The organism is Candidatus Endowatersipora endosymbiont of Watersipora subatra, assembly GCF_964026585.1.
GTDB lineage: Bacteria > Pseudomonadota > Alphaproteobacteria > Rhizobiales > Rhizobiaceae > Pseudahrensia.
Map to the genome: position 1 here is coordinate 31,605 of NZ_OZ032160.1, position 25,107 is coordinate 56,711.

General features: G+C 40.0%; 19 protein-coding genes, 2 tRNA genes and 1 pseudogene. 15 read left to right on the top strand and 7 right to left on the bottom strand.

The features are described 5' to 3' along the window. Nucleotides 1-90: 90 nt before the first annotated feature. Together AAGD37_RS00140 and thrC are read right to left on the bottom strand one after the other, a co-directional pair. On the bottom strand, nt 91-1,368 hold the full coding sequence (locus tag AAGD37_RS00140) for a pitrilysin family protein (protein WP_341760286.1): 1,278 nt from the start codon (nt 1,366-1,368) through the stop codon (nt 91-93). A 49-nt stretch (nt 1,369-1,417) separates the two neighbouring features. Continuing rightward, nucleotides 1,418-2,812 (bottom strand): annotated as a pseudogene (gene thrC, locus AAGD37_RS00145) (threonine synthase). 268 nt (nt 2,813-3,080) lie between these two features. Between thrC and AAGD37_RS00150 the strand changes: the two are divergent. Then, entirely contained in the window at nt 3,081-4,220 is a 1,140-nt protein-coding gene (locus tag AAGD37_RS00150) for a site-specific DNA-methyltransferase (protein WP_424945446.1), read from the top strand. Between the two features lie 88 nt (nt 4,221-4,308). On the opposite strand, the gene mutY is transcribed toward AAGD37_RS00150, so the two are convergent. After that, complete coding sequence (gene mutY / locus AAGD37_RS00155) at nt 4,309-5,370, bottom strand: A/G-specific adenine glycosylase (protein ID WP_341760287.1); 1,062 nt, start codon at nt 5,368-5,370, stop codon at nt 4,309-4,311. 42 nt (nt 5,371-5,412) lie between these two features. Here mutY and AAGD37_RS00160 point away from each other — a divergent pair, with 42 nt between their 5' ends. Both AAGD37_RS00160 and AAGD37_RS00165 read left to right on the top strand, forming a co-directional pair. Then, nucleotides 5,413-5,946 (top strand): DUF721 domain-containing protein, encoded by a 534-nt coding sequence (locus AAGD37_RS00160; RefSeq protein ID WP_341760288.1) that lies wholly within the window; start codon nt 5,413-5,415, stop codon nt 5,944-5,946. A 35-nt stretch (nt 5,947-5,981) separates the two neighbouring features. Then, entirely contained in the window at nt 5,982-6,626 is a 645-nt protein-coding gene (locus tag AAGD37_RS00165) for a DsbA family protein (protein WP_341760289.1), read from the top strand. Nucleotides 6,627-6,801: 175 nt separating this feature from the next. Here the strand turns inward: AAGD37_RS00165 and AAGD37_RS00170 are convergent, their stop codons facing one another. Beyond that, entirely contained in the window at nt 6,802-8,703 is a 1,902-nt protein-coding gene (locus AAGD37_RS00170) for a peptidyl-prolyl cis-trans isomerase (protein WP_341760290.1), read from the bottom strand. Nucleotides 8,704-8,874: 171 nt separating this feature from the next. Between AAGD37_RS00170 and tpiA the strand changes: the two genes are divergently transcribed. The 6 genes from tpiA (at nt 8,875) to clpX (ending at nt 16,871) form a co-directional block, all read left to right on the top strand. Then, complete coding sequence (tpiA, locus tag AAGD37_RS00175) at nt 8,875-9,654, top strand: triose-phosphate isomerase (protein ID WP_341760291.1); 780 nt, start codon at nt 8,875-8,877, stop codon at nt 9,652-9,654. 74 nt (nt 9,655-9,728) lie between these two features. Then, on the top strand, nt 9,729-10,043 hold the full coding sequence (secG, locus tag AAGD37_RS00180) for a preprotein translocase subunit SecG (protein WP_341760292.1): 315 nt from the start codon (nt 9,729-9,731) through the stop codon (nt 10,041-10,043). Nucleotides 10,044-10,136: 93 nt separating this feature from the next. Beyond that, on the top strand, nt 10,137-11,780 hold the full coding sequence (locus tag AAGD37_RS00185) for a CTP synthase (RefSeq protein WP_341760293.1): 1,644 nt from the start codon (nt 10,137-10,139) through the stop codon (nt 11,778-11,780). Between the two features lie 111 nt (nt 11,781-11,891). Then, nucleotides 11,892-14,717: a valine--tRNA ligase gene (locus AAGD37_RS00190; RefSeq protein ID WP_341760294.1), complete on the top strand. Its 2,826-nt coding sequence runs from the start codon at nt 11,892-11,894 to the stop codon at nt 14,715-14,717. An 83-nt stretch (nt 14,718-14,800) separates the two neighbouring features. After that, a complete protein-coding gene (locus AAGD37_RS00195; RefSeq protein WP_341760295.1) occupies nt 14,801-15,436 on the top strand; it encodes an ATP-dependent Clp protease proteolytic subunit in 636 nt (211 codons plus the stop codon). 157 nt (nt 15,437-15,593) lie between these two features. Continuing rightward, a complete protein-coding gene (gene clpX / locus AAGD37_RS00200) occupies nt 15,594-16,871 on the top strand; it encodes an ATP-dependent Clp protease ATP-binding subunit ClpX (protein ID WP_341760296.1) in 1,278 nt (425 codons plus the stop codon). Here clpX and AAGD37_RS00205 read toward each other — a convergent pair. Continuing rightward, nucleotides 16,868-17,113, bottom strand: coding sequence for a DUF2842 domain-containing protein (locus tag AAGD37_RS00205; RefSeq protein ID WP_341760297.1), 246 nt, complete (start codon nt 17,111-17,113; stop codon nt 16,868-16,870). The two genes, clpX and AAGD37_RS00205, sit on opposite strands and share 4 nt — an antisense overlap. A 136-nt stretch (nt 17,114-17,249) precedes the next feature. Here AAGD37_RS00205 and AAGD37_RS00210 point away from each other — a divergent pair, with 136 nt between their 5' ends. Genes AAGD37_RS00210 through glpX form a run of 4 tightly spaced genes read left to right on the top strand, consistent with a single transcriptional unit; the run spans nt 17,250 to nt 22,494 of the window. Next, nucleotides 17,250-18,344, top strand: a complete 1,095-nt coding sequence (locus tag AAGD37_RS00210) for a COX15/CtaA family protein (RefSeq protein ID WP_341760298.1) — start codon at nt 17,250-17,252, stop codon at nt 18,342-18,344. Then, a complete protein-coding gene (recJ, locus tag AAGD37_RS00215) occupies nt 18,331-20,109 on the top strand; it encodes a single-stranded-DNA-specific exonuclease RecJ (RefSeq protein ID WP_341760299.1) in 1,779 nt (592 codons plus the stop codon). Before AAGD37_RS00210 ends, recJ begins: the two co-directional genes overlap by 14 nt. 53 nt (nt 20,110-20,162) lie before the next feature. Beyond that, nucleotides 20,163-21,464, top strand: a complete 1,302-nt coding sequence (locus AAGD37_RS00220) for a homoserine dehydrogenase (RefSeq protein WP_341760697.1) — start codon at nt 20,163-20,165, stop codon at nt 21,462-21,464. A 46-nt stretch (nt 21,465-21,510) separates the two neighbouring features. Further along, on the top strand, nt 21,511-22,494 hold the full coding sequence (gene glpX, locus AAGD37_RS00225; RefSeq protein WP_341760300.1) for a class II fructose-bisphosphatase: 984 nt from the start codon (nt 21,511-21,513) through the stop codon (nt 22,492-22,494). 6 nt (nt 22,495-22,500) lie between these two features. On the opposite strand, the gene rnd is transcribed toward glpX, so the two are convergent. Further along, on the bottom strand, nt 22,501-23,661 hold the full coding sequence (rnd, locus tag AAGD37_RS00230; RefSeq protein ID WP_341760301.1) for a ribonuclease D: 1,161 nt from the start codon (nt 23,659-23,661) through the stop codon (nt 22,501-22,503). 187 nt (nt 23,662-23,848) lie between these two features. Here rnd and AAGD37_RS00235 point away from each other — a divergent pair. Both AAGD37_RS00235 and AAGD37_RS00240 read left to right on the top strand, forming a co-directional pair. Continuing rightward, nucleotides 23,849-23,924: transfer RNA gene (locus AAGD37_RS00235), tRNA-Ile, on the top strand. 93 nt (nt 23,925-24,017) lie between these two features. Then, nucleotides 24,018-24,103, top strand: a tRNA-Leu gene (locus AAGD37_RS00240). Between the two features lie 68 nt (nt 24,104-24,171). Here AAGD37_RS00240 and tsf read toward each other — a convergent pair. After that, nucleotides 24,172-25,056: a translation elongation factor Ts gene (gene tsf, locus AAGD37_RS00245; RefSeq protein WP_341760302.1), complete on the bottom strand. Its 885-nt coding sequence runs from the start codon at nt 25,054-25,056 to the stop codon at nt 24,172-24,174. Nucleotides 25,057-25,107 lie beyond the last annotated feature (51 nt).

The following is a 25,107-nucleotide window of genomic DNA, read 5'->3' on the forward strand; positions in this document are numbered from 1 at the left end:
GTTAGGTTGGTGTTGTCAAGTGCTGATCAGTGACCTTTGTTTTATAGAGAAGAGACATGATTAGCTCAAGTTATCTGATTCGATCTCCAGTTAAGAAAGATGGTTTTTGATTTCCTCTAAATCCGGGAGATGATCGATTGGACCTATCGCCGAAAGGGTCGGGTTACTTTCCTGAAACAACCGTCCGGTATGGTCACGAAGACTCTGAACTGTAAGCCCGTTGATGCGCTCCATAAGCTCTTCATTTGAAATCAGTCTTCCAAACAAAAGGATTTGACGCGCAATCTGCCCTGAGCGAGCGATCGGACTTTCCATGTTCATCATTAGCCCTGCATTGATTTGAGCTCGCGCTCGGTCTAGCTCTGTTTGTTCAATAGTATTGCTTGACTTTTTTAGCTCATTCAAAATAACAGGTAAAAGTTCAGAAACATCAGAATCTTGAGTAGCTGTGTGTATACCGAAGGTTCCTATATCCGAAAAACTCCAATGAAACGCATGAATTGAATAGCACAGACCTCGCTTTTCACGAACTTCCTGGAACAATCTCGAGGACATGCCTCCGCCCAACAGAAGTGCGAGGACCTGAGATGCGTAATATTCATCGGCATGATAGGCGCGTCCTTTAAACCCTAATATAATTTGGGCTTCCATCAAATCTTTTTTCAGACGTTTCTCACCGCCAGTATAATATCCATTCTCGGGTTCCTTGGGTAGTGTATTTCCGAAATTAGTAAATCGTGTTTCTACGAGTTTCATGATCTTATCATGATCTACAGCGCCAGATGCAGCGAGAACCATATTGGGCCCATGATAATGATCAAACAAATAGGCACGTAAATCTTTTGAAGAAAAAGAAGAAACAGTTTTTGGTGTACCCATAATGGTTCGACCTAGTGCTTGTCCATTAAAGGCTGTCTCTTGGAAATAATCAAAAACAGTGTCTTCTGGACTATCCTGGGCAGCCCCTATTTCCTGCAAGATGACATGTTGTTCGCGTGTGAGCTCAAGCGGATCGAAGAGCGAATTATTTAGAATGTCAGAAAGAATCTCAATGGCTAGTTGAACATCCTTTTTCAGGATACGGGCACAAAATGATGTCGTTTCAATACTAGTTGCTGCATTGAGGTCACCCCCAACATTTTCAATTTGAACAGCAATATCCCGTGCAGTACGCGAATGCGTACCCTTAAAAGCCATATGTTCAAGAAAATGGGCAATGCCGTGTTGATCGGGCAATTCATCTCTTGATCCTGCCTTGATCCAAAGTCCTAGAGCAATGCTTTCCAAATGATCCATCCGATCAGTTACGATTGTCATACCATTTTTTAGCTTTGTTACTTCGACGGGGCGCGGTAATTTTTTAGTCATACTGAAACCAATGTTTATTGCGACTGTTTGAATTTCTTTTAAGATCCCACTAGAAATATCTAAGAATATAATCCTCAATTACTTCAAGTCTGTCTGAGAGCAGTGTATAATCTTCTTCTTTCAGCATCAGATCTTTGCTTCTTTCAGGTAATTGCGGATAGATTCCACTAGAGGCTTTCACTGAATGGGGGAATTTAGACGGATGAGCTGTTGCGAGTATAATCATGGTTTTTTTTTCGTTGATACTGTCGAGAAACGGCTACAGAAACAGCTATATGAGGATCTAACAGATAGCCAGATTGTCGGTTCATACTGTCAATGGTATAGGCAACATCACTCTCATTCGCATGTCATGTCCGGCGTCAAAGTCTTTGCGGATGGTGTCAAGAGTTGCTTTTGGTATAATAAATGAACCAGATTTAGCAAACGAAGACATCATTTTTCTAACATACTCTGTGTTGCGATGATTGGATTCAAATAGCAGGCGTTCAAAATTTGAAGAGACTTGAAGATCCATGCTGGGAGAAGTCGTTGTTAATACAGAGTGTGATTCATAGTTCCCAGTTTTGAGAGCCCGTGAAAAAATATCATTCGAATTAGTTGCGATAATCAATCTATCAATTGGAAGACCCATTTTCTTTGCAGCATAGCCCGAAAAGATATCACCACAATTACCGCTTGGCACACAGTATGAAGGTTTTTCTTTAGGATTTCTAAGTGCTATAGTGGAAACGAAGTAATAGACAATTTGAGCGACTATCCTACCCCAATTAATCGAATTAACCCATACTAAAGCGACCTTATCGCGGAAACTATGGTGGTTGAACAGTTCTTTGACTAAGGCTTGGCAATTATCGAAAGTACCGTCAATAGCTAAGGCGTGAACATTTTTGTCTTTGACACTCGTCATTTGTAGTCTTTGTATTTGTATATCAGAAATTTTCCTATGCGGAAATAAGATCAATATGTCGAAGTTAGAAAGATTCTTAAATGCATTGATCGCTGCACCTCCCGTATCACCCGAAGTCGCCCCGATAATAGCAATTTTATGTTTCCTGTTCTCTAAAATAGAATCAGTTAGAGATGAGAACAATTGCATGACGATATCTTTGAAGGCCAGTGTTGGTCCGTGAAATAACTCTAATATCCATTCATTTCTGTTAGTTTGAACCAATGGTGTGATAGCAGGATAAGAAAAATTTCTATACGCTTTATCAACGATACGGCTCAGTGCCTTTTGGGATATTTCATTACCAACAAATGGATAAATAATGCGTTTGGCGACTTCAGCATAAGATAAACCAGCTAATTCGGACATGAATTCTTTATCAAATTTTGGCCATCTCTTAGGTAAATAAAGGCCACCATCGCTGGCAAGACGACTTAAAATGACATCACGAAAACCAAGTTCCGGAGCATTGCCACGCGTGCTGACATAAATCATAGAACTTTATAGTCTCTTTGTTAATAAATTTCTGCCTGTTAGATTCGTAGGATTCAACATAGTTGATATCAATCGATCTTATCAAGTCTGAATAGTGATCTAATCAGTGAGATGAAGGGGAAAGGGTAAGGACTTAAAGGGTTCATAATCCAAAATTCGAAGACCAGAAAAAGAGTGGACTAGATCAATCGAATTTTAATGAAATCTTCATTATCCTCTGTAAGAGATAAAGAGTTGACTATTTTTCTTTCCGTGCTGGTTTTATTGTATGCGTGTTCTCTCTTTTTCTGATTTATTGTCTTCTTCGATGAAGACTCAGAATCATGAGTCAATCTGGTTGGATTCGATTATCAAGGGTAATTGCATTTCTGTGATTGAGGCGTTGCCTGAAAATTCAGTAGATGTAGTTTTCGCTGATCCGCCTTATAATCTCCAGCTTTATCAAGCACTTTATAGACCTAACCAAAGTCTAGTTAATGGGTGCCATGAAACCTGGGATCAATTTGAGACTTTCAAAACCTATGATGACTTTACACGGGCCTGGCTTCTTTCAGTTAGGCGTGTATTAAAGGAAAATGGGACAGTCTGGGTTATCGGATCCTATCATAATATATTTCGTGTTGGTACGATTTTACAAGACTTGAATTTTTGGATATTAAACGACATTATTTGGCGTAAGGCTAATCCTATGCCGAATTTTCGTGGCCGTCGATTTGCGAATTCTCATGAAACAATGATCTGGGCCTTGAAAAATCAAACTTCTCAGCACTACACATTCAATTATGATGCCATGAAAATGGCGAATGATGATTTACAGATGCGTTCCGATTGGCTCTTTCCGATCTGCAAGAGTTCTGAGCGTCTTAAGGATAAAGATGGAAAAAAAGTTCATCCAACACAAAAACCGGAAGCTCTTTTACATCGTGTATTAATGGCATCTACGAATCTTAATGATGTGATTCTGGATCCGTTTTTTGGAACGGGCACAACCGGCGCAGTTGCAAAACGTCTCGGCCGACATTTCATAGGAATTGAAAAGGAGCAGAGATACATTGACGTCGCATCCAAGCGTATTGATGATATCCAACCATATTGTAAGGCCGAACTCACCATAACAACTGGAAAGAGGACAGAACCAAGAGTACCTTTTGGAGCCATGATTGAATCGGGATTGTTATCGATTGGTGACTGCCTTCAGGATTCAAAAAAGCGTTGGAAAGCTATCATCCGTATGGATGGGTCTTTGCAGTGTGGAGGGCATACTGCCTCTATTCATGGTATGGGAGCTTATGTCCAAGAAGTGGATGTCTGTAACGGATGGACCTTTTGGTATATTGATAAAGGCAATGGGTTCAAGCCCATTGATGATTTACGTTTACAGTACAGAAAAAGACTGGGAACGTCTTAATAGATTAATATTTTTCTCACTTAGTTCTTTCTTTGTTCAAATATCTTTCTTCTCTACAAACCGATCCAATCATGTTCCCAATTACATTCTAACCAGAATAGTCATCAGTCATTTGAGAGGCAATGATGATCTTTTTTATAAGAGTAGGCAATGCTTCTTTAACGAGTTTACAAGGTTCTGACCACCATCCATCATCTAATTTAATTTCAGTGAAGGCCGTCCACACTTCAATTTCTAGATGAAAGTGTGTAAAGGGATGTTGGACAGTGCTACTGAGTTTCCAATCTTCGTCTAACCATGCTGGAGGTGCTCCGCACTTCCCATTCTGAATCAAATTCCAATCCGACATCGGTATGCTAACCATGCCTGCTAATAAGCCGTTTCTCGGTCTACGAATTAGCCATATATTACCTTTCGAATTATAGGCAAGAAAGGCCGCTCCATATCGAGTTGGTTTTGGTTTTGATTTTTTTTTAACAGGATATAATTCTTGAGTATTCGTATTTCTTGCCTTGCAGATTTGATAAAGAGGGCAGATTCTGCACACAGGCGATTTGGGCTTGCAAATCGTAGAACCAATGTCCATCATGGCCTGAATAAAATCACCAGGTCTTTTTGAACAAATATTTTCAATCATGAATTCACGACAAATATTCTTCAGTTGAGGAAGAGGTGTTTTTTCGGCGGTGACTCGTGAAATCACGCGCTCAATATTACCATCGACTGCAGGAGCGGCCTCATTAAAAGCGATAGCGGCAATGGCCGCTGAAGTGTAGTCTCCTATTCCAGGTAATTGTTTTAACTCTTCCGCTGTTTTTGGAAAGAGACCGTCTAAATTATTGACGACTATCTTAGCGCATTTATTCAAGTTTCGTGCCCTTGAATAATAACCAAGACCTGCCCAAGCTACTAAAACGTCATTTTCAGATGCCTCTGCAAGGTCCGATATCGATGGCCAGAGTTCTAGAAATTTATGATAATAGGGTTTTACTGTCCTGATTGTTGTCTGCTGGAGCATAATTTCAGATAGCCAAACATTGTAAACGTTTGGTTTCTTACCTACTTTCTGTTCATAAGGGCCTATTCTCCAGGGAAGCTTCCGGAAATTTTTATTATACCAGGCTAAGATTCTATTGCTAAAGCTTTTCATTCACGTAATACTTTCATACTGGCCAGAAATTCAAGTAGGATAATGAGAACGCCCCAACCCCTCTCTAGTTTTGTAGTCAAAATCCTGAATCCTATAACCGAGAAACGTGCTGGTCTATCTATTGATTTGATTGCAAACTGGCCAGAGATTGTTGGTGAGGAGCACAGCCAAAATTCTAACCCCAAAAGAATCGTCTGGTTTAAGGAGTATGATAGCAAGGATAAAGACTTTACACCGGGAACATTAGAACTGGCTTGCAAGCCACAATATTCTCTATTTTTACAACATTGCACTAAGGTAATCCTGAGGCGTATCAACACTTATTTTGGATTCTCTGCTATAGCCCGAATTAAACTGGATCAAATGAGTTGGCCTTATGAAGGCTTTGAGCCTCAGACACAAACACCAAGAACATCTATATTAACAGCTAAAAAAGCAAGGATTTTGAAAAAAATGATCGTCAGCGTCGAGGATGAAACCCTAAGAAGAGCTCTCAAAAAAATGGGAGAGGGTGTGTTGAGAAACGAGAATAACTGGAATGTCGAGAGTGAAATGTTGATTCCACCTTCCTTGTAAGAACAGCCCATTTATCAACAGCAGGAGGTGAGCCAATGCCGATTGAAACAAAATTTTCTCGTCGTTCTTTTCTTATTCTTTTAGGTTCATCCGGACTGATTTATGGTCTTTTTCTATCAAAAAAAGGAAAGGCCAAAGGTGTGAATTGGCTCTTCGAGACTCTTCCTCTGAAAGATGATTTCATAGGAAAAGAAACCGCTCCGGTAACTGTTATTACATATGCTTCAATGACTTGTTCCCACTGCAAATCATTCCACGATACAGTCATGCCGATGCTAAAAGAAAAATATATCAATACCGGAAAAGTTAAATTAATTTTAAGACCTTTTCCATTTGATGGTGATCACAGAGGAGAAGCTGCTTTTATGCTGGCTAAATGTACTCCTAACGGCAACTATTATGCCATGATTGATGCTTTGTTCTCAACTCAAAGTGTATGGGCGAGAAAAGAGAATCCTGTTCCTGAATTTCTTCGGCTAGCGAAATTAGCAGGGATGTCTGAAGAAAATTTCAATGATTGTTTATCAGATCAGAACCTTCTAAAAAAAATTATTCAGAGTCGTCAAAAGGCTGTTGCTGATTTTAATGTAAGGTCGACACCGACAATCTTTGTAAATAATCATAAACTTAGGGATTTTAAGCTAGAGACTGTAATGAAAGCCATCGATGATTCACTGTAGTGATCTTGAAATGAGCATAATCGATCGGTTATCTTTAACATATTGCACCCATTTTTCTCTGAGGTTTCTTTAAAAGATCGTAAACCGCTTCCTACTCAAATCTTGGTCAGAAGTTTTATCTCTCTCTTCATTTTTTTCGACGATCTTTCTCAGAATGAAATTGGTCGATAGATAATCATAATCTATGTCCTAATTTAAGGACCTTCTCAATTGATTTTAGATTATAGTTAACATCGTATTGTGAATGAAGATGACCAATCATCTGTGTGATCAAGTCGTTTGCAGCGCTCTGATGTGCCCGTGTAATCTCATGGTTAAGAGACTCATTCCTTTCAGAGTTCCATTTCTTTCTTTCAGCAACTATAATGATCATTTTTGAGCCTGGATCTAAGCCATCGGCTATAGTAACAGACTCAATGTCTTTGCTAAAACCTACTCTTACTGCAGTTTTCGGAAATCCTTCTTCCTGATCAGAACGGCGTAGAAATCCCGTTTGTTTAACTTCTATGTCTAGTTCATCAGCAATAGAAATAATTTCAAATTTGTCTTCCTTTGATAAACGCTCTTTTAATTCATTTGTTTTTTTCGAAACTGCGATGAGAATCTGTTTTTTCCTCCAATCATCTGCTACCTTTTCTTTGACTTCATTTAACTTTCGGTCATGGGCAGGAATGATTTCTTCTACTTCGTACCAAACAAAGCCAGATTCACCATAATTCAGTGGACTGAATTGTTCTCTAATATTAGCTTGAAAAGCTTTTCGAAGGAGATCTTTAAATACTGGTATACCTTCAATAAATTCTGAATTCAGATCTTGCCCATTCCGATCAACAGCTTCTATTACGCGAACGTCTAGACCATTTTTCTCAGCGGCTTCTTCCAAAGAAGACCCCATGGCACGCATATCTTCGATGTTTTCTTGAATCAAAATCATTAAATCAGATGCTCTTCTTAAAGCTATTTTTTTACGGATACTGTCTTTAACCAACTCTATAATGCTAACCCGAGCAGGTATAACTTTAGCAACACGAACAATTGTTGGACCAAAAGGACCGTCAATAATAGAACTGACTGTCCCAGGTTCTAAATTGAAGGCAGATTTGCTAATCATATTTGGCAACTGACTAGCTTCGACGACTCCAACATCTACATCACTTAGTTTTAAATTATTTTCTCTGAGCATTGTTTCAAAAGATAAACCAGAATTGAGTGATTTCAGTGCCGTTTCGGCTGTTTTAAGAGAAGGAAAGGTGACTTGCTGTACGTGTCTTTTCTCAGCTGTTTCATAATCAGCTTTGTGACTGTGATAATAAGATTTGATACTATCATCAGTAACGTTTTGTTGATGGATGAAGTCTTCTGGTTGTATAGAAAGTATGCTCAATTTCCGGAGTTCGGGAGCTGCATATTTCTTTTTCTCTTTTTCAAAGTAGGTTTCCAGTATTTGATCATTTGGTTTATTGGGGTGTTTTACCACTTGTTCTGTTATCGTCACGTAAGAAAATTTTCGTTCCTCATTGAGATAAGAACTCAATGCTTTCTCAAAAGCAGTAGGTAATATTTTTCCTGAAGTCAGTGCTGCAGTCAGTTGGGTCCGAAGAGCAATAGAATTTTGATGAACTAGAAAATCATTTTCGTTCACTCGAGCATGAAGCATGGCAGACTTGAATCTTTGCGCATTGAATTTACCTTTTGAATCCTGAAAGGCTTGATTCTCAGCTAAAAGACGGGCTGTTGTTCTTTCTGAAATGGAAAGACCATTAACACGGCAAAATTCATCAAGTACAGAAGATGCAATCACTTCACTCAAAGCATGGTATTCTAGACCTAATGAGCGCTCCTGTTCTCTCGTCAAGGTTTTGCCCATTTTTTGCTCAATCATACTAAGGGTTCTTTGGTATGAAAAAAGGAAATCTTCCCTTGAGATGTTAGTATCTCCGACATGGCCAATTGTATATTGATTAGGATCATTGAGTACAAGGCCTGATAGACTCCATGCGCAAAAACTTAACAAGAAAAAAAGAAGGATGATTTTGGTAATCCAACCACCAATAAATGAACGCAACGCTTCAAGCATAGATCGATTCCCGATTGTTGAGATTTGTATTAGGAATTTAAAGGATAAATTCAATTCTATCTGGTTATAGCATATTGATTTTCTCACCGTAGTAGTAGGTCATCACGGTGTATTGAAATTGTCGTCATGATTCCTAATATATTATTCCTATCTATTAGAATCGAGGACCATATGACACCGGATTTAAAACCACTCATCGTGGGTAACTGGAAAATGAACGGTGACCGTGATCAACTAGATCAATTAGCTATCTTAGCTCATAGAATCAGTCATGAATTCCAACAGTCTGTTGACGTTGTGGTTTGTCCCCCTGCTACTCTGCTTTACGTCGCGAAAACGATAAGCGAAGGATCTCCTTTGATGGTAGGGGCGCAGGATTGTCATAATGAAGCAACAGGCGCACACACAGGAGATATTTCTGCTGAAATGATTGCAGATTGCCTAGCAGAGTTTTGTATCGTGGGTCATTCGGAGCGGCGTAATAATCACCGAGAGACGAATTCTCATGTTGCAGGAAAAGTCAAAGCTTGTTGGAGGGCTGGGTTAGCATCAATAGTTTGTATAGGAGAAACAAAAGCACAGTATGACGCTTGTGAGGTAGATATGATCATTACAAAGCAAATTACTGATTCAATTCCTGAAGGTGCAACAGAAAAAGATACCATCATTGCTTATGAACCCTTTTGGGCAATTGGTTCTACTAAGATACCAAGTCTTAAGTCTCTCAAAGAGATTCATGCCTTAATTCGTGATATACTGGTGAGGCGCTTTGGCGACCATGGATTACGGATCAGAATCTTATATGGTGGTTCTGTAAGACCAGAGAATGCAACTGAATTATTATCAATTCAAAATGTAAATGGTGCCCTGGTCGGAGGGGCGAGTCTCCAAACCGCTGACTTTCTAGCTATATGTCAATCTTGCCAATCATTAGTTCGGAATCATTATTGAGTTTAACCTCACTTATCTCTTGGAATTTTATAAGAAATAGTTAGAGTAATAGGTTCGTTGTTCGGATTTTTATTATGCAAACAGTACTTATTGTTGTTCATGTCACGTTTGTTTTAGCTCTGATACTGCTAGTTTTGCTCCAGCCTTCAGAAGGAGGCGCTTTCACAATTAGCAGTGGTGGTGGATTCTGTTCCGCCCGAAGCGTTAGTAATGCGCTAACAAAAACGACGGTGATATTGGCTATTGGATTCTTCCTTACATCAGTTAGTTTAGGTATTCTTTCTCAGTCCAATAACAGAATCTCCAATATTGTTAAGCAAGCTGTTAGCATGGACTCGACAGATCTTCCTTCTGAACCTGAACAAGAAAAGAAGACTAAAGAAAATTAGGGTATCTACTGGTTTTCAGTTCCATCCCTTCACTCAATCTTGGTAAAATAATAGTTTTACAATTGTCTAAATCCTGCATATTATGCTTTCCCTATGGTGCGGTATATTTTTATAACAGGTGGTGTTGTTTCTTCCCTTGGGAAAGGACTTGCAGCCGCAGCACTTGGTGCCCTCCTGCAAGCTCGTCAATACAAGGTTCGTTTAAGGAAGCTTGATCCTTATTTAAACGTGGATCCGGGTACAATCTCTCCTTATCAGCATGGTGAATGTTTTGTAACCGATGATGGTGCCGAATCCGATCTTGACTTAGGACACTACGAAAGGTTTACTGGAAGACCAGCTAATCAATGGGACAATATCACCGCAGGCCGCGTTTATCGTGATATCCTTGCCAAAGAACGCCGTGGTGATTACCTTGGCGCAACAGTTCAGGTGATCCCCCACGTTACGAATCATATCAAGCAATTTATTCTAGAAGGCAATCAGGAGTACGATTTCGTTTTAGTGGAAATTGGAGGGACTGTTGGTGATATTGAGGGTTTGCCATTTTTTGAATCGATTAGGCAACTTGGCAATGACTTGCCAAAGAATAGTTGTATTTATCTGCACTTGTCTTATATGCCATATATCGCTGTTTCTGGTGAATTGAAAACAAAGCCAACTCAGCATTCTGTGAAAGAGTTGCTATCAATTGGTATCCAACCAGATATTTTGCTGGTCCGATCAGATCGTGAAATTCCATTAGAAGAAAGACGGAAGCTTTCTCTTTTTTGTAATGTACGTTTTGAGGCAGTGATTCAAGCCCTTGATACGCATTCTGTTTATGATGTACCCATGGCTTATCATAAAGAAGGTCTTGATAATCAAGTTTTTGATGCCTTCATGATTGATCCTCAATCGAATCCTGATATGGAAATCTGGGAAGATATATCATACCGTCTACATCATCCTGAAGGGGCTGTAACCATTGCAGTTGTTGGCAAATATACTCTATTAAAAGACGCTTATAAAAGCTTGATAGAAGCATTAGTTCATGGAGGCTTAGCTAATCATGTCAAGGTTAATATAGAATGGGTTGAAAGTGATGTCTTTGAGTTGGAAGATCCATCGATATATCTATCGAAGATGGATGGTATCCTGGTTCCTGGTGGTTTTGGGGAACGGGGTAGTGAAGGGAAGATCCGAGCAGCTACTTTTGCTCGAGAACATAATATTCCCTATTTCGGAATCTGCCTTGGCATGCAGATGGCCGTTTTAGATGCTGCAAGAAACTTAGCTGGCATAACAGATGCAATGTCGAGTGAATTTGATCCCCACTCTAAGAGTCGTCATCATGTTGTTGGCCTTCTGACAGAATGGTTAAAAGATAACAAGATAGAAAAACGTAATGAAGACGGAGAGATAGGTGGTAGTATGCGTTTGGGATGCTATCCGCATTCCCTGAATCCCAGATCTCACATAGCTAAAATTTATGGGAATTGTAATATTAGTGAACGCCATCGTCACCGTTATGAGGTTAATATTGATTACAAAAAAAAATTGGAGTCAGTTGGGTTAGTTTTTTCTGGGATCTCACCTGATGGATTGCTTCCGGAAACGATTGAGTATTCTCAAAAGATGCACCCTTGGTTTATTGGTGTACAGTATCATCCAGAGCTGAAGTCCCGACCTTTTGCACCACACCCTCTGTTTAAAAGTTTTATTTCTGCAGCCAGGGAAGCTAGTTTGATGAGATGATCCACGGTTGACTTTACTTCATGCTAGAGTTCTTGTAAGTTTATTAACTCGATCTTTATCTTTGTCTTTACACACTTGTAGAGTAAGTGTTGTCATTACTATCGTAATTTTATGCTTGAGAAAACCTATGATCATGCCGTTTTAGAGGCGTGGATTGACAAGTTATGGGAAGATAAAAATGCCTTTTCTGCTGGTGTTGGTGCGGAGGAAGGCTCTGTCCCTTATAGTATTGTCATACCTCCACCAAATGTCACTGGATCTTTGCATATAGGACATGCTCTTAATAATACTTTACAGGATATTTTAATCAGATTTGAGCGAATGCGCGGTAGAAATGTTCTTTGGCAACCGGGTATGGATCATGCTGGCATTGCGACTCAAATGGTTGTTGAGCGACAACTCATTGAGCAAAAAGAACCGAATCGACAAGATATGGGTCGTGAGAAGTTTGTTCAGCGGATCTGGGAATGGAAGGAAGAATCCGGGGGAACGATCTTCAAGCAACTGAAAAGACTTGGTGCTTCCTGCGACTGGTCTCGTGAGCGCTTTACGATGGATGAAGGGTTATCAAAGGCTGTTCTTGAAGTTTTTGTCCGTCTTTATGATGAAGGTCTCATCTATCGTGGGAAGCGATTGGTGAATTGGGATCCCCAATTGGAGACTGCAATTTCTGATCTTGAAGTAGAGAATGTAGAAGTTGATGCTCATATGTGGCATTTCAAATACCTATTATCTGATGGTGAAACTTATGAATATATTGAGAGAGATAAAGATGGCATGTTAATTTCGCGTGAAATGCGCAATTATATCTCGGTTGCAACCACTCGTCCGGAAACCATTTTGGGAGATGGAGCAATTGCTGTTCACCCCTTAGATGATCGTTATGCTCCTATTATCGGTAAACTTTGCCAAATTCCGGTGGGGCCTAAGGATCATCGTCGTCTGATCCCGATCATCACCGATAACTATCCAGACCGCCATTTTGGATCCGGTGCTATGAAAATTACCGGCGCACATGACTTTAATGACTACATCGTAGCTCATCGTAACAATATACCTATGTATCGGTTAATGGATGTAAGCGGAAAAATGCGTAGTGATGGATTCACCTATGAAGAAGAGATAGAAAAAGCAGAAAATTTAGTTAAGAAGGGTGGAATTATTGATACTTCTTATGTTGATTCGATCAACCTTGTTCCCGATATTTATCGAGGTCTAAATCGTTTTGCTGCACGAGAACAGATAGTTTCAGATATCGATGCAGAAGGCCTACTCATCATGCGTGAGGACAAAAAAATGATGCAACCTTTAGGTGACCGATCCAAGGTTGTTATTGAGCCCATGTTGACTGATCAATGGTTTGTTGATGCACCAACTTTGGCTCAGCCAGCAATTGATTCTGTTAAAGAAGGACGCACTCGATTTTTACCAAAAAATTGGGAACAAACTTACTTTGATTGGATGGAAAATATTCAGCCTTGGTGTATATCGCGTCAGCTATGGTGGGGTCATAGAATTCCAGCTTGGTATGGCCCAGACGGTACAATATTTGTTACGAAAACTGAAGGTGAAGCATTGGAGAAGGCCCGACGGAGCTATGGTAAAGATGTTGACCTCAAGCGTGATGAAAATGTCCTGGATACCTGGTTTTCGTCTGCTCTGTGGCCTTTTACTGCTTTGGGTTGGCCTGATAAAACAAAAGAATTGACAACATATTATCAAACCGATGTTCTGATTACTGCCTTTGATATCATCTTCTTCTGGGTAGCAAGGATGATGATGATGGCTCTTTATTTTATGAAGGATGATAAAGGACATTCTATCGAGCCTTTTCATACTGTTTATATTCATGCTCTCGTGCGTGATAAAAACGGAAAAAAAATGTCAAAATCAAAGGGTAATGTTATAGATCCTCTTGTTTTGATGGATGAATATGGTGCTGATGCCTTACGCTTCACTCTCGCAATTATGGCTGCGAAGGGAAGAGACATAAAACTCGATACAGCAAGGGTTTCCGGATATCGCAATTTTTGTACAAAACTTTGGAATGCTGCGCGGTTTGCTGAAATAAATGGAGTGAAACAAAATATAAATTTTCAACCCAATGATTGTAAACAAACAATTAATCGATGGATATTGACGGAACTCTCAACACTCTCGGAAAAAGTGACGAACACTATTGAAAATTATCGTTTCAATGATGCTTCTAGCAATGCCTACCGGTTTGTCTGGAATACATTTTGTGACTGGTATCTTGAAATGTTGAAACCGATTCTAAATGGTAGAGATCAAGGAGCCAAAGAAGAATCTCAAGAAACTCTATCTTATGTTCTTGATAAAATTTATAAGATTCTTCATCCTTTCATGCCCTTTATAACCGAGGCATTGTGGAGTCAAAAACAGAATCCGACTTTACTTTGCCATTCTAAATGGCCAAGTGAGTCGATTAAAGATGATTCTGCTGTTGAAGAGATGAATTGGGTTATTGATCTCATCTCTCAGATTCGAGCCATTCGATCAGAGATGAAGATTAAGGCAAATCTTCCATTGCAGTTAGTGATCACGAGGGCCTATGAAAAGACTAAAAGACGGTTGAAGGCGCATGAGTCAGCGATTAAATGTCTAGCCAAGATTGAAAATATGAAGTTTGAGGATTTCTCTCCTCAAGGAGGAGTACAAATCATTATCGGTGAAGCGACGATCTGCTTAATAGTTGAAGGTGCGGTTGATTTAAGTAAAGAAATGGTCCGAATACACAAGGAAATTTGTTTTTTTGATCAGGCAATCAGATGTTTGTCAAGTAAACTTGAAGATAATCAATTTATCAAATATGCACCAGCTGTTGTTATTCAGGAAAACCGTGATCGACTGACTGAGTTTAAGAAAAAACTCGACAAATCGAAAGAGGCCCTCGTACGCTTGAGAAATTTTTCATAGAAATCAAGCTTTTTACTTTTTTGTTGATTCATCTATTTTATATCGTCTGTTAGTGAATCGATTCTTTTTACGGAAGGTATCCTATGCAGAATCCAATGAAAACAGCGATGAACCTTGTACCGATGGTCATTGAACAAACTCACAAAGGCGAAAGAGCCTATGATATTTTTTCCCGTTTGTTAAAAGAACGTATTATTTTTATTACTGGTCCTATAGAGGACGGTATGGCTGTTCTAGTTTGCGCGCAGCTTCTTTACCTTGAAGCCGATAATCCTAAAAAAGAAATTTCTCTTTATATCAATTCTCCAGGTGGTGTTGTTACGTCTGGTATGGCGATTTACGATACGATGCAGTTTATCAAGCCTTCTGTTCTAACACTATGCATTGGCCAAGCCGCTTCGATGGCATCATTACTCTTGACATCTGGGGCCCCTGGCATGCGATTTGCATTACCAAATGCGCGAATTCTCTTGCACCAGCCTTCTGGTGGGTTTCATGGTCAGGCTTCAGATATTGAAAGGCATGCTCAAGATATCATGAGATTGAAACGACATCTCAATGAAATCTATGTTAAGCATACAGGTAAAGACTATGAAACAATTGAAGCCACTCTGGACAGAGATTACTTCATGACTTCTGATGAATCTAAAGAATTTGGTATTATCGATAGTGTGATAAATACACGGGGAGAAATTGAAAGGTCCGGTGACGCATCCTAAAAATCTCTTTAAAACTTTACATTAAGAAATAGTCCTAATCTTACTAAGAGATTGCATCGGTTTTGGCTGTTTTCATTTTTTAAATGGCTTTATGTAGATGTCTAAGATTTAGGGTTGAAGTAAGAATGGACGATTGGTGTCCGATCAGGGTAAATTAATGAGCAAAGTTTCCGGTGCAGGTGTTGATTCTAAGAATACTCTTTATTGTTCATTTTGTGGGAAAAATCAGCAAGAGGTTCGTAAACTTATTGCAGGGCCAACGGTCTTTATCTGTGATGAATGTATTGAATTGTGCATGGATATTATACGTGAAGAGAACAAGGCTTCAATGGTAAAATTGAGTGAAGGAACGCCCACTCCGCAAGAGATTTTAGATGTATTGGATGATTATGTAATTGGCCAGCTACATGCAAAGCGGGTTTTATCTGTGGCTGTTCATAACCATTACAAACGGTTAAATCACTCTTTCGAGAGTGACGATGTTGAGCTTTCCAAATCCAATATTATGCTCATTGGCCCTACTGGTTGTGGTAAAACACTACTTGCTCAGACATTGGCTCGTATTTTGGATGTCCCCTTTACTATGGCTGATGCGACTACATTGACTGAAGCTGGCTATGTTGGCGAGGATGTCGAAAATATTATTTTAAAACTTCTTCAGTCTACTGACTATAATGTTGAACGTGCTCAGCGTGGTATTGTCTATATCGACGAGGTTGATAAAATTTCTCGGAAATCTGATAATCCGTCGATTACTCGTGATGTTTCTGGTGAGGGTGTTCAGCAAGCGTTGTTAAAGATTATGGAAGGTACCGTTGCCTCGGTTCCTCCACAAGGGGGACGAAAACACCCACAACAGGAATTTCTTCAGGTTGATACCACCGATATCCTTTTTATTTGTGGTGGTGCTTTTACGGATCTAGATAAAATCATTTCCGATCGTGGTTCCAAGACTGGTATTGGCTTTAATGCAAATGTCGAAAATCCTGAAGATCGAAAGATCGGTGAACTATTTAAGGAGCTTGAGCCAGAAGACTTAGTCCGTTTTGGTTTGATTCCGGAATTTATTGGCCGAATTCCTGTATTAGCAACCCTTGAAGATTTAGATGAAAATGCGCTTATACGCATTCTCTCTGAACCCAAAAATGCTCTCGTTAAACAATATCAGAGTTTATTTGATATGGAAGGAGTCAAACTTTCTTTTCAGGAAGATGCGCTTCGGGCAATCGCTAAAAAAGCAATCATACGAAAAACAGGTGCGCGTGGTTTACGTTCAATTATCGAGGCTATTCTCCTTGAAACGATGTTCGATTTACCAACTCTTGAAGGAGTCGAGGAAGTTGTCATTTCAGAAGAGGTGGTAAATGGAAATCACCCGCCTCTCTATATATACATCGACAAGACAATGGACGAACAAACTGCCGAAAGTGCCTAGCCTAGGTCTCTGTGCCTATGAAAATCTACATTTTCTGTTGACATCCATTTAATAATGGCCATTGCAGGAATCAACCATAAGCTGCCGCTAAAGAAGAAATATGCTAGATGTGCATACCAAGGGGCTTCAGCTAAGGTTGCTGAGGCCACGGTAACCGCTATCAATGAATAAATAATGATCAAAAAAATGATTAAAAATGTACCCAACATTTTTTTTATGTGTATCGGTAATGTGTAACGCATCAAGTAACGATTTGTTATTGGATTCTGGAATAGAATTCAGTCTAGCGAAAAAATCATATAGAATATAGCCATTCTTGACAATTTTTTGTTTTGTCATGTGTTGCAAAAATGGGGGATCTTTTAAGAGAAAAATGGGATGATATTCTATCAATTTTTTGTTTACAAATTTCGAAAAAAGAGCTTAATTAACAGAATTTTGCCAGTACGGATCTGGCTTTACTCTATTGCGATTCTTGTGTCGATTATGATTGTGGTAGGTGGAGCGACTCGATTGACTGATTCTGGTTTGTCTATCACAGAATGGGCTCCTCTGAGTGGCATCATTCCTCCTCTTTCTCTTTCTGACTGGTTAGAAGAGTTTGAAAAATATCAAACTACTACGGAATTTAAGACAATCAATAATCTGATAACACTAGATGAATTCAAATCAATCTACTGGTGGGAGTGGACGCACCGATTCCTCGGCCGTTTTATTGGTTGTTTGGTCGTTATTCCTATGATGATTTTTTGGGTTTCGGGTCATTTGAATCATTGGTTGAAACTTAGATTGATCTTTTTGCTTTTTTTAGGATCACTTCAGGGAGTCATCGGATGGTGGATGGTTGAATCTGGGCTTTTCGGTCAGGTTGACGTCAGTCATTTACGCTTGGCGGTTCATTTGACCTTAGCATGCCTTGTTCTTTCTTTAACAATCTGGTTAGCACAATCAGTTGATGTGTATTCTTGGAATCCTGTTTTGAGTAATTTAGTTTTGGGCTTTGTTTTATTATTCATGATATTTGTTCAAATCTTTTTAGGTGGTTTGGTTGCAGGATTGGATGCAGGCATGTCCTATAATACTTGGCCATTGATGAATGGTAATTTTTTTCCTCAAGATCTGTGGTCAACCAATTTAAGAGACGATCTCACTTGGATAGATAATATAGCTATTGTGCAATTTTTACATCGTTTAACCTCTTACTTTATCTTTATTCTTTCTTTGATTCATGTTTTGCAATTAAAGTGTCGCAATATGAAATTAATCCATGTTCGCCGTTGCTGGGGGATTGTCTTTCTTATTTTAATTCAGGTTCTATTGGGTATTGTAACTCTTGTATCCCAAGTACCAATAGAAGCCGCTTTACTACATCAATTGGGGGCCATCATCATCATAGCATTTTTAACCGTCCATCTTCATGCATTATCTTCTGATAACCCCAGTCTCCTAAAGCAGTCAAATGGATCATTCTAGTCGATTATTTTTAGGTGTTGAGAGTTCGATTCTGGGGCAAAAATGGGAAGAGAGACTGACACCTGTTGAACGTGAATATGCAGATTCGATTGCTGATAATCTTGATATCAAAGAACTTGTAGCTAGAGTGCTTGTAGGGCGCGGTATCACGATGGAGCAGTCAGAAAGTTTTCTCCATCCCACGCTGCGTGATGAGATGCCTGATCCTTCGAATCTAACGGATATGGATCGAGCCACGGATCGATTAGTGAGTGCCATCATCAACCAACAACGGGTTGTTATATTTGGTGACTATGATGTTGATGGTGCAACTTCGGCAGCGCTGATGTCACGATATTTCACCTATTTTGATCTACCCCATGAGATTTATATCCCTGACCGTATATTTGAAGGCTATGGACCTAATAAGACAGCAATTGAAGAAATGGTGGAGAGTGGGATTCAGTTGATTATTACAGTTGATTGTGGTTCAGTGAGCGTTGAAATCTTAGAAAGCGCGATCGGTTCGGGTGTTGATGTCGTGGTTATTGATCACCATCAAGTTGGTGATGTCCTCCCTGAAGTTTGCGCCGTGGTTAATCCAAACCGTAATGATGATTTGTCGGGGCAGGGGCATTTAAGTGCAGTGGGTATCGTATTTTTGGTTCTTGTTTCATTAAACCGTGTTTTTAGAAAAAAGGGAAATACAATTCCAGACTTAAGGAATTGGCTGGATATTGTGGCGCTAGGAACAGTTTGTGATCTTGTTCCCCTCAAGGGATTAAACCGTCCTTACGTTCTTCGTGGTCTGGATGTCATCCGGCGACAACGGTCTGTTGGCTTGACGACTCTATCCAGAGTTTCACATCAGGATGGTCCTGCAATGCCTTCGCATCTTGCTTTCTTACTCGGTCCGCGTATTAATGCAGGAGGTCGAATTGGTAATGCAAGTCTTGGCGCTCGTTTGTTAACAACACAAGATTGGACAGAGGCCGAAGAAATTGCGGTTCAGCTTGATCAACTCAATACTGAGCGGCAAGCAATAGAATCTGTTATGCTTGAAGAAGCTATAAACCAAGCCGAAAGTCAGATTGGATTAGATTCAGGCCGATCTGTACTGGTGACAGAGAGTGATCATTGGCATGCTGGTGTGGTTGGATTGATTGCTTCTAGGCTGAAAGATCGGTACAGGCGACCGGTTTTTGCAATTGCTTTTGATGATACCGAAAGGGGACAGGGATCCGCACGTTCAGTAGTAGGAATTGATATTGGTCATCTTGTTCGTATGGCGGTTGAAGAAAGAATTCTAGAAAAGGGTGGTGGTCATGCTATGGCGGCCGGGATTTCGATTAAAAAAGATCGAATGAGTCATTTCAGGTCATTCATGGAGGAGGCATTATCTAGGTCACGTAAAATGATTATCAATACGCTAAAAATTGATAGTCTTCTCACTGCACGTAGTGCAACTAAAGACCTTTTTGATGATCTTCAAAAAGCTGGACCTTATGGGTCTGGACATAGTCAACCGATCTTCGTATTTCCTAGGCATATCATTCGACATGTTTCTTCTGTTGGAAAGAATCATAATCATATTCGTTTTAGAATAGAATCTGCAGATGGGGCAACTCTTGATGGAATCGGATTTGGAATTACTGACAGTCCACTCGGTCAAGCTCTCTTAGAAGGAAGAAATCCGAATATGCATCTTGCTGGTACTTTGGAATACAGTTTTTATCATGGGCGTCACCAGATGAAAATGCGCCTGATTGATGCGGCTATTTCGTAGTCTGTCTTTCAATTCAAACGGGTAATCACACTAATATGTTAAGTACAATTCCAATGAATGTCCCTATCCGGATTGGTATTTCAGGTCTTGGTACTGTCGGCATGTCTTTGGTCACCCTCATTGAAGAGAAATCAAAATTTCTGCAGGAACGTTGTGGAAGAGTAATTATCATTACGGCAATAAATGCGCGATCACGTTCCAAAGACCGTGGCCGTCAGCTCAATGGTTACCAGTGGATTGATACGCCAGATAAGCTTGCCAGCAGAGATAATATTGATGTATTTGTAGAACTTATGGGTGGTGCAGATGATCCTGCTTTCTCATCCGTAAGGAAGGCTTTGAATAGAGGAAAACATATTGTTACAGCCAATACAGCACTTTTAGCGAAACATGGTGTTGAACTAGCTGAAATCGCAGAGGCGAATGGGTTATTTCTCAATTATGAGGCTTCTGTTGCAGGATGGATTCCTATTATTAAGACAATGCGGGAATCTCTAGCTGCTAATCAGGTCAATCGTATATACGGTATCCTAAATGGTACTTGCAATTATATCCTCACTCGTATGGAAAATGAAGGAACTTCACTTCAAACCTGTCTCATCGAGGCTCAGAAACTTGGCTTTGCGGAATCTGATCCCACTTGCGATATTGATGGTAACGATTCTGCTCAGAAGTTAGCGATTTTAACTAGTTTAGCATTTGGTACAGCTATATCTCCTGATTCAATTTATCTTGAAGGTATTCGTAAAATTGAAACTGAAGATATAGAAGCCGCTGCTAAATTGGGTTACCGGATTAAACTTCTTAGTGTAGCAAAACGGACGCCATTAGGCTTAGAAAGTCGTGTTCATCCGGCTCTTTTACCCTTGTATTCTCCTCTTGCAAAAATCAACGGTGTCACTAATGCAGTTTCTTTAGAATCCGATGCAGTGGGTCATCTGATGATGTCTGGGCCAGAGGCTGGAGGTGATGCCACGGCCTTTGCGGTTGCTGCTGATATTCTCGATATTGCTAAATCAGGACTAGGATATCAACACCGACCACCGGCAAGCTCCCTTATGCCATATAAGCGAGCTCAAATGGAGAATCACAAAGGCGGATATTTTATACGATTGAAAGTTATTGACAGACCCGGGACCATGGCATCCGTTGCAACTCAGATGGCTAAACAGGGGATTTCTCTTCAATCCATTTTTCAGAAACAATCGAATCAAGGTTACCTAGATCATCAGGCTGCACTCATTATTTTTATTACCCATGAGACAACAGAAATAGCTGTTAAGGAGGCCTTAAAGGCCATAAGAGTTGATGCTCGGGTTTTGGATTCTCAGATGATCCGTATTGAAAAGACTTAAGGCTAATGCTCCATATCTTATACAGATAAAGAAAATCGATAATACTATGTCTTCAGATCAAACAATTTCCAGTAAACTGGATCGTATGCTAACTCTGGAAATGGCCAGAGTAGTTGAATCTACTGCTGTTGCTGCAGCCTATAAACGAGGCAAAGGAAATGAAGAGGATGCTGATCAAGTAGCTGTTGACGCCATGCGACGAGAGTTAAACAGTGTTCCTATTAGTGGCCGTGTGGTTATTGGAGAAGGGGAACGTGATAAAGCTCCTATGCTTTATATAGGTGAAACAGTTGGATTGGGTGGAAAAGAGGTTGATATTGCACTTGATCCGCTAGAGGGAACAAGGGTTTGTGCTAAAAATCAACCGAATGCACTTGCCGTTATTGCTCTCGCTGAGCGTGGTAATTTGCTCTATGCACCCGATGTCTATATGGCCAAAATAGCCGTTGGTCCAGGATATCCGAAAGGTATTATCAATCTTGATGCCTCAGCAACAGATAACCTCAATGCCGTAGCAAAGGTAAAGAATTGTCCAGTATCCGAATTGTCTATCTGTGTAATGGATCGCCCAAGACACAGACAATTAATTGAAGAAATTCGTTCAGCTAATGCATCTGTTTTTTTGATTGGTGATGGTGATGTTGCAGGTATTATTCATACGACTGATCTTCAAAAAAAAGGGATTGATCTCTATATGGGTATTGGCGGAGCCCCTGAAGGGGTCTTGGCTGCTGCGGCCTTGCGCTGCATCGGTGGACAGATGCAAGGTCGTCTCCTTCTTGACACTACAGAAAAAAGGTCACGTGCTGAGTGTATGGGCATTATCGATATAGAAAAGGTTTATTCGATTGAAGAGATGGCAAAAGGTGATGTACTATTTGCTGCAACTGGCGTGACAGATGGCAGAATGCTCAAGGGAGTCGAGTTTACTGAAGATGGTATTTTGACCCAAACTCTCGTCATGAGCTCATCGACGAGAACAGTTCGTTGGATCAATTCACGACATGAATACACCTCAAAATCTAAATAGCAAACTCTAACCAAGCTTCATGATTTTGATCTTCTGGTCTTCAAACCCAATTGATATTTCCCCACGTTTGAGTTCAAGGGCTGATTTTCCAAAAATTTCATAGCGCCATCCCGACAAAGCGGCTACGTTAGCATCTTCTTTTTCTGCTATCTTTTCTAAGTCATCCATCGTAGCTATAAGTTTACTGGCCACTCCACTGGCCTCTGAAACAATCTTCAAGAGCAGTCTAAGTAATTCGGTCTCAGCCCCTTTTCTTCCTGTTGGTCTGGATGGAAGACGAAATTCAAGCCCTTTTCCATGACATATTTCTTCTGCATCTATAATAGCTTTAAGCAGCCTATCCAGGCTATCTGGACATGAACGTTGAGATTGCTCAACCCATTTGGAAACCGCTCTTAATCGAGTTAAATCGTTCTTATTTTGGGGATGTTTCTGTGCAATTTCGTAAATTGCTTTATCTGGGATCACTTGTCGCCGAGGAATATTACGCTGACGGGCTTCTCTTTCTCGCCAGGCCGCAACCTGCTTCATGATAGCAAAGTCTAGAGGGTTATGAACACGCATTTTCAAACGGGTCCAAGCTTGTTCGATTGGTAAGTCGTACGTCTTCGGTGATTTCAGAATCGCTATTTCTTCCTCAATCCAGTCTTCTCTCTGGTTTTTCTCAAGATCATCTTTCAAACTTTCGTAAATCTGTCGTAAGTATGTGACATCTGCCAATGCATAGTCTAATTGCTTCTGTGAGAGGGGACGCTGAAACCAATCAGTAATCCGAGAAGATTTATCGATCTCTATGTTCGTAATTTTTGAAACGAGCTGATTGTAAGCAATCGAATCCCCATAACCGCAAACCATAGCGGCTATCTGTGTATCAAAAAGAGGAGTTGGTATGAGGTCTCCTTGATGATAGATGATTTCGATATCTTGCCGAGCACCGTGAAAAACTTTAACGACTCTCTTGTTGACCATGAGTTTAAAAAATGGTTCGAGTGACAGTCTCTTTTCCATTGGATCTATAATTACGGCTTCGTTTGAACTTGCCATTTGGATGAGGCAAAGGATAGGCCAAAATGTTGTCTCTCTTAAAAATTCTATATCGATGGTTACATAAGGATGATTGCTAAATTCATCACAGATGGAGGCAAGTTCATCTGTATTTGTAACCATTCTCATAAAACGCCCTTTGCTTTTTTATTTTTCTTTTTAGTAAGGTGTATGAAGACCTGTGGCTTGCGGAAAGATCTAACCAATAAAAATATCGAATGGTTCGAATCCCTGATGAAAACGAGAAAAGAAATCATTTCGAACACCCTCTTGTTGGGGGAAAAAAAGTGATGTAATGGATCATGGTATCGGGTCTGTAGCTCAACGGTTAGAGCCAGCGGCTCATAACCGCTTGGTTGGGGGTTCGAATCCCTCCAGACCCACCAATGGATAATGGATTATTCACTTTCCAATAAATTTTGAAATTTGAAAGCGGAGAAGGCATCAATTATCAAATAACGGTTCTTTTTATAAGGAATGCGGATATGGTGGAACAGGTATACACAACAGACTTAAAATCTGTCGAGCAAAGCTCATCCGGGTTCAAATCCCGGTATCCGCACCAAGATAAGAGTGTCCTACTACAAGAAGCTTGTGTTATCAAGAAATTAAGCTTTCCTAATTTTCTGCTATTCAATCTTCCCTTTTTATTCCTTCACCAAGTTCGAATCGCACAAATCCTTTCAGTCTAATAGTTGACCCTGCGTTTTTTTCTGCATTTCTTAGAGCTTGTTCAACGGTCTGAGTTCTATCAATAACAAACGTTTGAGAAAGAAGAACATTTTCTTCATAAAATTTTTGGATACGACCTTGAACCATTTTTTCAATGATATTTTCTGGCTTTCCTGATTCTCGTGCTGAAGCAGAGAAGATTTCCTTCTCTCTCTCCACGAGGTGATGATTAATATCATCTTTGGTTGCTGCAATAGGTGTGGCAGCAGCCACGTGCATCGCAATCTGATGGCCAATTGTATTCAACACAGTAACGTCTCCTGATGATTCAAGTGCCACCAGAACACCAATCTTACCTAATCCATCCCCAATCGAATTATGAACGTATAAAGCAATCAAACCCTGTGATACGTTCATAACAGCAGCGCGGCGTAAAGAGATATTTTCACCAATGGTTGAAATAGATTCCTTCACTATATTAGTGATTGATTTTCCATGAGGCTCAAGACGAGCACCCTTGATCGATTCAAGAGTTCCATCTGTTTTGATAGCAGTTTTGGCAATAGCTAAAACCAATTCCTGGAACTCTTTGTTGCGAGCAACAAAATCTGTTTCAGAATTTACCTCAATAATCGCTCCCTTGGAACCACTTCTCATAACAGCTACAAGCCCTTCAGCAGCGAGACGACCTGACTTTTTTTCAGCCTTTGCTATACCTTTTTTGCGTAGCCAATCGATTGATGCAAGAATATCATTCTTGTTTTCCTTGAGAGCTATTTTGCAATCCATCATTCCTGCACCTGTCTTTTCGCGTAGTTCTCTTATCATTGAGGCAAAAAGAGCCATTGAAATTTACCTTTTCTTCTTATGATTTATGATGATCAAGAAAGTCAGATC